A 14146-nucleotide genomic window follows, 5' to 3' on the forward strand; every position below is an offset into this window, starting at 1 on the left:
TAAAGGTAAATAATTTCAAGGTTCAAGATTAAACCTCCATTTACTCAATAGCTTAATTAGCATCACCTTTAATAATAATTGGGTAGGTATTAATAATAAAAACAAAACAAATAGCGATAAATTTATCTCATTGCGCACTAAGACTTATCGTTGCCAGCATACTCCTTCTGCCCATTCATACGGCAAATGCTAACCAGCAGCCAAAAGCAGAAAAAGCGGTAGCTGAAAAAAACCAACAAGCCCCTATGACAGTCGATAACATTGTCGTGGTCAGTAATGCTATTTTCGATGAAACCGATCCCGATGCTTTTTTTATCCATCACTGGGCTAATTGGCTACACATTAATACCACTGAACCCACCATTTTAGACAAACTCACTTTTGAAGAAGGTGATGTTGTCAGCGAGAAAACCTTTGCAGAATCCCAACGCCTATTACGCGCTGAACCATATTTACGTGACGCCAAAATATATACTTCGAAAAAAGCCCCTGACTCAGATACCTATGAGCAAACAGTAGTGGTCGAAACCTGGGATAACTGGTCTTTACTCCCCACTTTTAGCTTAAGCTCTAGCGGCGGTGAAACTAAATATTCAGTAGGGATAAAAGAAGATAACCTCATGGGACTGGGGATTAAAACGCGCCTAAAATATCAATCAAATGCTGATAGAACCGGTTATAAATTTGGTGTTAGCGCGCCCCTTAAAGTCATTAAACACGCCACTGTTTCAGCCAATATTTATGATAATAGTGACGGTCAAGCAGTGCATCTTTATTTTAATAAGCCATTTTATTCGCTAGATAGTCAAAATCAGTATTTTGCTGAGTATTTAACAGACCAAAGACTCGATACCCTAAGGCAAAATGGCGAAGACATTAATGAATTTGAACATAATGTTGATTATGCCGCTCTATCTTATGGTTGGCTGTTAAATAAAACTGAAGCAGACTTATCAAGGATCACCCTAGGTATCACCCAAGATAAGCATCAATTTGCCCCCAGTGACACTTTTCCAAATGGCGCTTTACCTCAGGACCGCGACTTTATGTATCCTTGGCTTGGGTTTGAATACCTACAAGATGATTATCATGTATTTACTAATATCCATCTTATTAATAACAACGAAGACTTTAACCTAGGCTGGCGCCATTATGCACGGCTTGGGATTGAGACTAACGATGTCGATGAAAACTCCTCTGTAGGCTACCATCTGAATATGAGTTCTAGCAGGGGGTATCAACAAGATAAAAACCTGCTACTCCTAAACTTTAGTGGCCAAGCCAGCTTTAACACCAGCCAAAAAGACTTTTATAACATCAGTGCACAAGCTGAATACTTTTATAAAATTCACCCCAAGTGGACAGCCTATGCCAAAACCCTTATTGCGACCTCACAAAATAACTATCTCGATAAGCCATTTACTTTAGGTGATGACACCGGCGTACGTGGCTACCCCAATAATTATCAATACGGTGATAATCAATGGCTCGTCACTGGCGAAGTCAGGTATTACCCAAACATTAATTTATATCAGCTAGCCGAATTAGGCTGGGCAACTTTCGTGGACATGGGGCATGCCTTTGGCGGAACAGATGCAAACAATGAAGTCACGACTCCCATTGGCAGTGTTGGAATTGGTGCTCGGATATATTCTTCTAAATCGAGTTACGGCAGTGTTGGCCATATTGATTTAGCGGTGCCTTTTACCAACGGCGAAAATGTCGATGATTGGGAGTGGCGCTTTCAGGTTAGAAACCGCTTCTAGGTAAACCTTTAATGCTAAATATTAAATGATAAGCGCATGCCTACTTTACACAAGCCAGCATTATAGAATGACACGAGCATGACATGTAAAACACAAAGCAGTATTTTAAAAAGAATTGCTTTCAGCTTCTAAAATAATATTGTTCATCTCACCTGATGCCATAAGCTTGTTGATTGTATTATCAATAATTGGCGCTAATTCAGCATGGTTAGGGTGAATATAAATATACACAGGATGAGTATCTGTTACCGCTGACAACTCAACGATCTTATCAGCATTCATTGCTGCAATGGTGGCTTTTCCATCAACATAACTGCTCACTATGGCATCAACACGCTTTCTGGTAAGCAAGTTCACCAACTGCTCTGGCGTTGAAGCCTTAATCACACTTTTTGCCTCAATAGCTAAGTTTTGGCTATGCTTAACGCCTTCTAACACTCCTATAGTCAGCCCCTTTAAATCTGCGGAGGTTTGAACGTTAATGTCACTTCCTGTTCGAACATACACTGCCGTTTTAACACTGTAATAAGATGTAGGTACTCTAATAAAGGTGGGATGTTCTTCACCGTAACTCCACACTCGCATCACTTCACCTACAGCCTGTGATGCAACCATACTGCGCTCTGCACGTGGTGCAGGTAGCATTTCAACATCGCAATTTAATTGTTGTTCAATGCACAACTGTTGAAAAACTAACTTACCGATATTTTGAATAGAAGAGCCTTCAACTCCCACAAAATGATAGCCCTCAGCCACAGTTTGTTGGCTCAAGATTATCATTGGCAACGCTAGTATGATTTTACTCACTATAGATTTAGTAGTTTGAGCAAGATTCAATATTGAACTCAGAATGGCAAATGTGAATTTTAAGACCTTATAAGTAAATGATGTTTTAGCTAACAATGTGAACTCCAATTCCATTCTTATTAGTATAATTTTATATCGAACTGAATAAATAGCTGATACGCATCCATATAGCGTAGTTTATGGAAATTAAATTGCAGCAACTTCCACTAATTAAGTCTAACCATAGATTATGGCTGATAATAACAAAAAAGCCACATATGCAATGTGGCTTCATCTAATATTCTTCAAAGACAGAGTGAGTGAAATACCTTAATCAATTAGTCTTCTTCAGAAAACGACTCAATTTTCGCTCTAACCTGTTGCTCTTGTTCTTTACTTTCGATGCGATAAATTTTCTTTATCTGGGTTCTAGATCTTGGCTCTGATCCTGTCATAACGCTATCAAAGCCGACAGTCACTTTACCCATTCTTGACGAGACCACTAAAGCTTGAGCAAACTTCAAATTACTATCAACACCATTTAATACTATTAAGTATGTTTCCCGAGGCCGACTATCAACAAACACGGTTCGGTTATCCATAGTGCGCCAGCCATCCATACGAAAATTATCGATTGAATTGACTTCAACCAGCTCATCAAATTGATAAAGCGCAGCTTTCTTTTGTGCTGACTCAGATGCTGTACAGGCTGTCAGTAGCAGCATTGAGCAGATAAGTATTAATCTTTTAATCATAAACATCCCCTTTCACCTTAATCGACTTAATTAGCCATCACCATGCTCTAACGTTATGACATTTATATGAAAATAAACAATAGCACCTTTAATATATATTTGAGTATAGTGAAAAAAGATCACTCCATGCACTTTTAAGAAGTTAATGCGATTACATCATTCCATAACTAGATTTTTAATGATGTATTGAGTTGAATTCCTGTTTCCGACTAAGTGCCAAGTCAATGATATAAAATCTTTGATATCAAGTCGCTGACATAAAAACAGCCAAGCTTTTTCAAGTAAGTATTTAAAACCTTAAAAATAAAAAAAACCGCATCAAAAGATGCGGTTTGGTAACAAGTTTATGCCTCTTAGATTTGGCTTATTTTGACGCTTTTTTACGTCTAAAGCCTAATAAACCTGCTAATAGGATAAATCCTCCCATTGCACCACCACTTGAATCCGAACCTGATTCAGGCTCTGGTGTCGGTGCAATCACCTCAGCCGTGATGGCAATATTAGCCACTGCCGCTACTGCGGTTTTATTACCGTTACTCACCACTAGCTCAATTACTGCCGTACCGTCAGCATCAACGGCAGGTAGCGTTAGCTCAGTTTCCATCGCTGTTGCATCAGCAAAGGTTACCACAGGGCCAGAAACTTGAGTCCAAGTGTAAGTCAGCTCGTCGTCAGTATTTGGTGCTGTACTACCAGCAGCAGTTAATGTCAGGCTAGTAGACTCATCAGCGGTTAATGACACCGAAGTGGCACCATTAATCATGGCAACAGGGATCCCTTCAAGCATCACTGGCTCAAGTGACTCATCGAAACCGATATTGTCAACGATGTGAGTCACATCAAATTGCAGTTCTTGCGACATCACCAATGCTTGAGTATCAAACGCCACTGTGATGACTTGTCCCTCTTCATTAGGTGCTTGCACCACTTGCCATGTAATAGTATCAGCCTCCATAGTGCCTTGATGGCTGTCACTGTCGATCATCAATCCTGCAGGCACAATAGCAGAAACATCTATCGTCCTTTCGCTATCTGAATTGTTATCCTCTAAGGCGATAGATAAGGTCACAATGTCACCAGTATCAGCCGTTTCGACATCCAAACTGCTTTGAGCAAAAGTCGCGTAGCGATAAAGCTCAACTGGCATTAAACCAATATTATCCTTCACATCAACACCCGTACCTAATTCTAATACTGTCGTATAAAAGGTGTCAGGTTTTAATGGTTTGTTCCAATTAAGTACTAGGCCAATATCTTCGTTACTACTCACTTCACTCTTATAATCTACCGTCACGCTACCATCATCTTTACCAATAATAGCCAGCGAAAGAACCACTTCATCTTCTACATCTGATGGCGCAGAAAAGTCACCGAAGTTATGCACTGTTACGTAATATGAACCTGGCTCTGGATCATTAATCTCACACACTTCATAAGCAGTTTCTGTTGCACTCATACATATCAGAGGGTCCATCTCTAATGCATTATCAGGACGGCCGTTATAGTTACTATCTCGACCAATATACATATCTAAATCTGGTGAGCTAGTATGCATCACTCTAGCCACAATACGTTTGGTATTTGGGGTGACATTAATTAACTGAGAATAATATTTGCTAGGGTCGTTATAAACATTAGTTGGCCAGTTTGAGTTATCGCTGTCGTCTCGCGGAATAGTCGTTTCAATCTCTTCCACTTCAGCTAATTCAAATACCCCTACCTGCAAATCACTTGAGCCTACGGTAGTAATACCTGAAATTTCAGCACTGCTATTATCTTTCGTCGTTAACAACATAACATTTTCAGGGAAACTACCAGCAACAAAACTACCAATAATCGGCATTTTTGAGGGTGTTAAACCATTATCGCTTGGGGTTAATACTAAATGCCCCATGCCATATTCTGATGCGTAGCCATTACCAATAGATGCTGTCACATCGAGAGTAATACTTTCACCCGCTGCCAATGTAAAGCTACTTGGTGTAGCGCTTACTGACATACCCGTTGTATCAGAAGAACCAGTCACAGCCCAAGTTGAGTCTGCAGTTGCTGTAAAGGTACGAGTCCAATTACATTCCATCATGCATTCATTTTGTAATGCAGATGCTATGTTCATGTCTTCAGGGACACCGTCTAAGCCAGGGTTTGCATTAAGGTAATCGTCATGAGACATGTCCATTAATAAACCGGCATTTAGCGCAGCATTAATACGTGCACTACCTGCTCCAGCAACGAAGAAGTCAGAAGGGGTCACGCCATCTTCTAGTAAAGTATCGGTTTCAGCACTGAGCATTAGCGCTGACTGAGCCTGCGCAGGTGTCCATTCAGGTCGCAATGCGGCAATCAAGGCATAAGCACCAGTAATATGTGGTGTCGCCATTGATGTACCATCCATGAAGGTGAATGGTGATTCGTTTTTATTAGCTTCATCATGCCAAGGTTGGTATTCGGTATTAGCCGCATAAATTGCCACACCAGGCGCTGCAATATGTGGCGTTAACCAACGATTCATAATTGATTCTGGACCGCGAGATGTAAACGAAGCGGCAATATCGGCTTTAGAAGGATCTTTTTCCATCACTGATGCACCAATGGTGGCGGTGTGGTCACTACCTAGTGCTAACCAATCCATGAGCGACTGACCCTGGTCAATATCCAGATGAATCGCGGGTAATACATGTAAATCTGCATCAACGGTTTCATCAACACTGGTGACATTAACAAGCACTAACCCACTTGCACCACCAGCAAGCACATTTGTTCCCTTACTCACTCGAGCAATTTCACCACGTTCACATACAACAATTTGATCTGAGAATGTGCCTGCATCAAATGGCTCAAGACAACCCGCATCCCCAAAGTCACCAGCAAACACAATATCCCCTGATATTCCGCTAGTCGCTCCTTTACCTGATAGTGCTTCTAAATCGTAATCTCCTCCTGTTAGGGTGACGTCCTTGTCTGTGAAGTTACGATCATGGGTATAAGCCGCTACGGTGGTTAACCACGGAGCATTACCCGGAGAGCCAACAGTTTCAGCGCCAGGGCCGTCATTGCCCGCTGCTACAGCAACATGAATGCCCGCTTCACGTGCTGCTAGAAATGCCATTGCATCGCTATCATTCCATGGATCGCTTGCGCCGCCACCGATTGAATAGTTAATGGCTTTTACACCATGCTCAATTGCATGCTCTACGGCATCAGCAGTGATGTCAGTCCAACAACTACCATCAGCCACACACACCTGATATGAAATAATATTTGCATGAGGAGCAACACCACTGATTTCGCCTAGGCTAAATTCTGCTTCCTCGCCGACAGCATTAAACACTGGGACATTTTTAACCACATTACCAGCTGTGGTTGATGCTACATGAGAGCCATGGCCGTTATGATCTATGGCAATTAAATCGTCACCTTCAGGGGTATAATCAGCAAGAAGCTCAGGATGCCCCCAAATGCCGATGAGCTTGTCATTACAGTAATGCGCTAACTCTGACTTGGCACAATCACCGGTGTAAACTCCTTCGCCTAATGGATTAGTGTGGTCATAACCATCTGCACCAACGTCAGCAAATGAAGGATGCATTGCATTAATACCGGTATCAAAAATCGCTACTGTAATACCTTCACCCATGCTGCTAACACCAGTTGCAGTGCCATCCCATGCACTTGGTGCTTCAATATGTGACGGGCCGCTATCTGTATTGATGTGACGTAATTCGACTTTTTTAACGCTTTTAATCCCAGCAACTGAAGCAAGCGTTTGTGCTTCTTTATCTGATAGTTCAGTACTAAACCCATTTAAGGCAATTTGGTATTCACTTTTAATTTCGAGTTGACGATTGAGTCGTGACTTGGCTTGAGCAAGCGTTTGTTGTCTTTGGCTTTTCAAATACTGAATATAGTTCTGGCTGGCGGCACTGTTAATATTTAATACGCCATTACCTTTACGGCTATTAGTTGGATTACTTAGCAAGCTCGTCGCCGCTAAATTATCAACATCACCACGGTATGTTGCCAATGGCTGATCATCTAAAAGCACAATATAAAGATTTTCAATATTACGCTTACTTGTTGTAGCTAAGCGCAGATTAGTTACATTTCCATCCGTATCCAACCCTCGAGTATCAATAACATTGGCATTGATGCTAGGGGCGAAAGCTAAAGATAATGCAGCGGCTATTAAGCTCTTTTTATAAATCGACGTCACAATGTCTTCCTCGTTATCATTATTATTTATCTCACAAACCGACCGCGGATAATCTTGAGTGTTAGCCTGCAAATTGGAATGTTGTTGTTTGCTATAACCTTGATACTCGATTGATTTATTGCGAGGCAAATATACGGCGACTATTCGATTTCATTTAAGCTTCAATTTTCTTTCAATTCCTTTTTTTTCATGCAGTTACAAACCACACTTGTATCCATATGTATCAAGCTATCACTAAAAAAAGTCATTATGGCTCCTAACACAAAAATATGACAATTATCTGGTAACTCATCAAAGAAACCTCAAAAAATGCAACCTGTATCTTATTGTTTTAAAAGCAATTGAAAGTTTTATGAAACATAAAAGAAACAAAATCAACAGCGTTTAACTTGTGGTTTAGCTGCAATTGAATGAAAACCTTATGTACGAGTGTTGAGCAGGACTGTTCTGACTTAACTCGCCGAGGAAGCAAGAGGCTACTCAAGCAAAAAAATAATAAAACGATTAAACGTTAACTTTGAAGGGAAACCCTATGTCATTTAAGAAGTCAAAACTCGCAAGCTGTATCGCGCTAGCAGCATTAGCACCTACTGCAGTCTATGCCGCCACACAAACAGATACCTTATCTGCATTCTCAAGTTCAGTAGCGCAAACACAAAATGCCACTCTATTTGTTTATCTGTCAGAACAGGGTTCATTGACTAAGGCAACTATTAACAACAAGCAAAAATTTGCTGCATCTTTACAGCAAATCGAAACCAATCAACAAGCAATCATTAACGACATAAAAGCCCTTGATGGCAACATCAAAACCCTACCAGGCTCAAAGCTTGTCAGTAACTTTATTCGAGTTCAGGCAGACACCAGCTACATCGAAACAATCAAAAAAATGCCAGGTGTTCAAGCGGTTGTCGTCGCAGCTGCTCCTATTCAAGTTCCTCGCAATGCCCTTAAAACAGCCAATACTGCAATACCAGCAACTGATTCAATTAAAGCACCTGCATTATCAGATGATTTGACCGCTGGCGAAGGTGTTAAAGTCGCCATTATTGGTAGTGGTGTGGATTATACTCACACATCATTAGGCGGCGATGGCACGGTTGAAACTTATGCCACTGCGATGGAGAACTCAGTCAATGCGTTTGATGGTTTCCCAACTGAAGTCGTGGTTGAAGGTATGGATTTAGCCAGTGATGCAGGTTGGGGATTTGATCCTAACCCAATAGATCAAAACGTGTACTTTACTCGTGATTATGATGGTGCAACTCACAATACAGGACACGGTACTCGCTTAGCCAGTGTAGTACATGCCTTAGCGCCAAGTGCTAAAATTGCAGCCTACAAAACCTCAAACGTTTCTGACCCATGGGGTAATGGATATAGCTTAACTGCAGAAACTTCAAATAGCTTCATTATGGCACTTGAGTACGCACTGGATCCAAATCAAGATGGTAGTTTTGATGACAGAGCCGACATCATTGTCGTTGACGCCCTCGGCGGTAATGCATTCTATGCCGAGCATGATGATGGCGTTTCTGGCGCTGTGATAGAAGCATATGCTATCCAGTTGGCCTCAGCATTAGGCAGTTTAGTCGTGGTTAATGCAGGTAACGGCGGAGAGTGGTACGACAATAACTTCAATATGACATGGCGTGGCGCTGCACCTAGTGCCCTAAGTGTTGGCGGTATCACCGCTGACGCTGAAGACAATATGATGGTGACCGAGAAAACACCTTATGGCCCTGTGCGTGGAGCAACCAATTACACTAAACCTGATATGGTCAGTTATGCTGAAAACATCGACGTGGCTGTTGTCGGTGGCGGTGATGAGATGGACACCGAGTCTGACACCGTCATGGCTGCTGCACGAGTGGCTGCTGCCGCTGCGATACTAAAATCTAAACGCCCTGAACTATCAATGATTGAAATCAAAGCTTTATTGATGAACACGGCCAACAACGCGGTAATGGATCGTAATGACAAGCAAGGTGAAATTACCCTCATAGGTAGCGGTGTCGAGAACATTGACGCTGCATTAATGTCAAATGCCGTAGCTTGGGAGAAAGGTAGCTATCAGCCGAATTTAAATTTTGGCTTCCACGAAGGCACTGGTACTCAGCGCTTCATGAAAGAAGTGCAACTTAAAAACTTATCAGAAGAAACCGTCACCTATGATGTTGCTTTAAATAGCATAGAGAAAAGTGGCACTCCTGCTCTAACATGGGAATACCCTTCAACCATCAGCGTACCAGCAGGTCAAACTGTTGTATTCCCTGTGACCATGGTGGTTAATTTTGACCAACTTGAAAACTGGCCAATGAAAATGGGTTCAGACTTAACCATTGAAAACTGGCAAGCAATTGAGCTTTCGGGGCAATTACAATTAACTTCTGAAGAGACTCCAACTATTGCGATGAGCTGGTTAGCCAAGCCACGTAACAGCAGTAAAATAGCGCGTAACTTTAATACTTTTGAAGAGCACTACGGTACTGAATTAACAGCAAAATTTAGCGCAGATGCTGGCGCACATGTTCAGCAGTTTAGTAATGACAGCACTACTGACACCACCTATGCTGTATTCCCTGCCATGTATAACCGCACACAAGTTCCTGTAGGCAAAGAAAACACTCAAGGCAACATGTTAAAAACCGTAGCAGGTGGTGTTTATGATGAAGCGATGTGTTCATCAGGTAAAAAGATGGTTGTGGCTGGTCAATTTTTTAAACCTAACGATGTCGGCATGGCAAACCACTTTGATAAAGCGGGCGTAGCACTAGTTTATTGGAGCGCTTATCAAGAACAATTTGTTATTGATCAAGGATTAGATCAAGAAGTCACTGGCGATCCATATATGTGGGATGAAGCGACCCAAGCAGCCATGGGCGGATTTATTGAAGTCGATGAAAATGGTCAGCCACAATCTTGGTATATTGATTACAAGAAAGAGTATGACTGGACCAATCATTATGGCCGTTACACCAAATCAAGCTTACCGACTTATGTCACTGCACATGGTAAGAATTTCGTCGCTCAATATTGTATGGATGAACTTTACCACGGCGAAAACATGGCAAGCGTTGAAGACTTTGATCAAAATCAGGGTTGGATATTTGGTACTGACCGTGATGCAGCTGCCAACTTAGGTGAGCCGATCATTCTCTTTAACCCAGTTAAATACGGCAAAACTGAAACCTCAAGTTACTTTGACTGGATGACGGGTGAAATGAAGGAGGTAGAAACAAATTCTGGTGCCCTTCCAATGATATCTCGCCTTGTTGAAGAAGGTGAAACCAAGCAATACAGTCCCATGGAAACTTTAGCGCCAGGTGAAAGTGTTGAGCTAGGTGTGGCAAGCACCTGTAGCTTTACCTTCGGTTTTGGCAGCATAGGTTGTGATAACCATGGCATGTTAATGATGAGCCTTGAAGATAACTGGGCAATGGCTGTACCTTCTGGCCAAGGCTCATATGCATTTATACCGCATCCAAAAGATGGTCAAATGCATAGTATCAATGAAGACGCAGAAATGGGCAGTGTTGTTGCAACGGTTGAATTAGATGCAGAAACCTTCTTTGCCAACGGTAACTTTGAAGCAGAATGGTCTCCTTACTCTATTTCTTTGGCTAAAGCGATCCCTGGCGACCCATTCACTGTGACCAATATCGGTGAGATTGTGGTCAATAACCCTGAAGCATTAGACTATGATGCTGGCAACACTAGCTATGAGTTGGAAGTGATCGGCAAGCAAGGTCAAGTTTTCACGGCTGTATCTAAAGTGATGATTAACATCAATAATGTTAATGATATTGCTCCGGTATTAAATGAAGCTATGCCTGCGGTCACTATGGCTGACCAACAAGCTGCTGAAATTGATGCATCAATGTACTTTAGCGACGCTGAAGGTGATGCATTAACATTTAGCGCCACAGGCTTACCAGAAGGCATTAGCATTGATAGCAAGACAGGTATGATAGCTGGTACCGCTGCTGCAGGTGTTTATGATGTTGTAGTAACAGCTGACGATATGGTTAATAAAACTGAAGCCAGTTTCACCATGACCATTAATGCTCCTGTAGTTGTACCAGAGCCAGAAGCGGATAATGATGATGGCGGTAGCCTAGGCTTTTTAAGCCTTAGCTTATTAGCTTTATTCGGTTTGCGCCGTAGACAGAAATAATGAGTTAATCTCATCAAAGTGAATAAAAAGCGCCTCAGGGCGCTTTTTTATTCTTCAGGATACAAATTGAAACATATAATTAACATTTACTTAATAACAATTAAATCCATGTTATTAAAGGCTAAAAATAGCAATTAGTTTCATCTCCTCAAATTTAAAAACTCATTGTTTGTTTCAAAAATTAATAGATCGGTTATGTTACTCAAGGTTATTTAGTAATGCGTAAAACGCATCAATCAAATATGACGGCTAAATGAAAATCAAATAAAACTTCATTTTTAGCCGCTATGACAAAATAATCCTCTGAACATAATAATAATTAGAAAATACTCAGGAGTTTATGCTGCATTCATGATTTCTCTTCCATATCAGCGATATCAAATTGGTCAATGCACTATCAACTGTTATGACATGACCATCACTTCAAATGACAATACGGTTGCATTACCTGCAAAAGTATTCGAATTTTTGAAGTTATTGATCTTGTACCCTGAACAAACGGTCACTAAAGAACAGGCAATTGAACAGGTATGGCAAGGTAATATTGAAGTCGGAAAACGTGGTACTGGTAATGCGATTTGGCAGTTGAGGAAGTCCTTTTCAGAGCTAGGGCAACAGCCTGAACATTATTTTAAAACCGTCACTAAAGTCGGTTATCAGTTATTAATACAGCCCACTCCCATCATAAAAACGAATAGCAATGTCATTCGCGAAACCGTCGAACATAAAAAAAATGTTTTCATCGCTGTCACCGTGTTAATGCTAGCCGCAATAGGCTTATTTGCGGTGCAATCAGCTGATAAACTGACCAAATCAAATACGGTAAACACGTCTATCACGCCACAGCGCATTACCAACTTTGAAGGAGTGGAAGAGCGCGCAGCGATTTCGCCAGACGGACGTTTTATGGCATTTCAATGGCGTAAAGCCAATGCAAAGGGCCACTTGTATATTAAAGATCTTGATGATGATAAAGCGCCATTGAGGCAAATTTCGATGAGTAAAGACACTGAAGGCGTACCGACTTGGTCGCCTGATGGACACTCATTGGCATACATGCGCCATACTGCAGATAATCAGTGCTTCATACATGTACGGGATTTAATTACCAACCAAGATAAACAATTAGATTCAGGTTGTATAAGTAAAGGCTATTTACACAGCCTTGAATGGTCGCCCAACGGCAAATATTTAGCATATTCAAAAGCAAAAGAAGATCGTTCAGTCATTCATCAATACCGCTTCAGCGACAACACCGTCACGGCGCTCACCTCGCCTATTGCCGGTGAACACGATTTGATGGTGACTTGGTCAGCTGACTCAAGTCAATTAGCCATCATGCGATCACAAGAAAATATGATAGCCAAAGTCATGCTCCATACTCTTAGCACCAATACAACTGAGGTCATTGCAGATAATGAAACCTTAGTCATTGGCTTAGATTGGGATCACAACAGCAATTTATTGTATTTTACTGCATTAAGAGAAGCGGCATTTATCATCCAACGCTACGACTTTGACACACAAACATTATCAAGCTTCCACCAAGATGAAACTATCAGCAGTATCACTATCAGTGAAGCCACCAATGACTTGTATTATTCGCGACATATTTCACAGGAATTCATTACCCAGCGTTCATTGACAGATGGCAGTATCGTCAAACAACTGATTTCATCATCACGGGATTTATACGGCCAATACTTTGCCAAAACAGATGGACTCATTTTTCTGTCTAATCGTTCAGGAGACTGGGAGTTATGGTTAAAAGAAGATAATAAAAATACCATGCTGACAGATGGAATGGGAATGGTCAGTATTCCTGCAACATCGCCCCAGAATTCAATGTATGTCGCCCCGATAAGAACCAAAGGCTTGGATTACAACGAACTGTATTTAGGCGATACCGCCAACCAAAGCTTAGTGAAAATTCCACAAGTTAAAGGTAACGTTCGTTACGCTTCTTTCTCGGTTGATGGCAGTCGCGTTTATTACTCCTCGCTGATTGATGAGCAGTGGGGGTTTTATCAATATGACTTAGCCAGTAAACAGGTAAAACTCATCCTCAATGACAACATTAAATATGCCGTTGAAGATAATAATCAAGGCATGTATTACACCTTAGACAATGTCGCAGGCATTTACTATTTAGCAGCAGGTTCAACACAGCCCATTAAGGTTAATAACACATTAAGGGCCAAAGATTGGGGCAGCTTTTTCTTCCAAAATAATGCGTTGTATTATCTTGAGCGTAGCGACGAAAATGATTTAATTAAGCGCTTAACCTCCAATGGAGAGAGCGAGATAGCGTTTAAATTACCCGCAATGAGCATTCGTAATGAACGCAGTATTGCAGCAGCAAGCGACGATACCATCATCGTGAGCATGCAAGGGATTAATGACGCTGATATTTATCGCATACCGCTGCACTAATCCACTGCCACCAATT

General features: G+C 41.4%; 6 protein-coding genes. 3 read left to right on the forward strand and 3 right to left on the reverse strand.

Annotated elements, in window-relative coordinates:
- Positions 1 to 245 precede the first annotated feature (245 nt).
- Positions 246 to 1766 carry a ShlB/FhaC/HecB family hemolysin secretion/activation protein gene (locus L2737_RS16755; protein ID WP_248956475.1) on the forward strand — a complete coding sequence of 507 codons (1521 nt, stop codon included), beginning with the start codon at positions 246 to 248 and terminating at the stop codon, positions 1764 to 1766.
- Positions 1767 to 1871: 105 nt separating this feature from the next.
- On the opposite strand, the gene L2737_RS16760 is transcribed toward L2737_RS16755, so the two are convergent.
- The 3 genes from L2737_RS16760 to L2737_RS16770 form a co-directional block, all read right to left on the reverse strand.
- Positions 1872 to 2537 carry a substrate-binding periplasmic protein gene (locus L2737_RS16760; RefSeq protein WP_248956477.1) on the reverse strand — a complete coding sequence of 222 codons (666 nt, stop codon included), beginning with the start codon at positions 2535 to 2537 and terminating at the stop codon, positions 1872 to 1874.
- Between the two features lie 353 nt (positions 2538 to 2890).
- The gene (locus L2737_RS16765; RefSeq protein WP_248956478.1) at positions 2891 to 3307 is read right to left on the reverse strand and encodes a DUF6491 family protein; all 417 of its coding nucleotides are present in this window, start codon (positions 3305 to 3307) and stop codon (positions 2891 to 2893) included.
- A gap of 364 nt (positions 3308 to 3671) precedes the next feature.
- The gene (locus L2737_RS16770) at positions 3672 to 7520 is read right to left on the reverse strand and encodes a S8 family serine peptidase (protein ID WP_248956480.1); all 3849 of its coding nucleotides are present in this window, start codon (positions 7518 to 7520) and stop codon (positions 3672 to 3674) included.
- 532 nt (positions 7521 to 8052) lie between these two features.
- Between L2737_RS16770 and L2737_RS16775 the strand changes: the two genes are divergently transcribed.
- A complete protein-coding gene (locus L2737_RS16775; protein WP_248956481.1) occupies positions 8053 to 11697 on the forward strand; it encodes a S8 family serine peptidase in 3645 nt (1214 codons plus the stop codon).
- A 351-nt stretch (positions 11698 to 12048) separates the two neighbouring features.
- Entirely contained in the window at positions 12049 to 14130 is a 2082-nt protein-coding gene (locus tag L2737_RS16780) for a winged helix-turn-helix domain-containing protein (protein ID WP_248956483.1), read from the forward strand.
- The last annotated feature ends 16 nt before the right edge of the window (positions 14131 to 14146 follow it).

The sequence above is a fragment of the Shewanella electrodiphila genome (assembly GCF_023283985.1).
GTDB classification, from domain to species: domain Bacteria; phylum Pseudomonadota; class Gammaproteobacteria; order Enterobacterales; family Shewanellaceae; genus Shewanella; species Shewanella electrodiphila.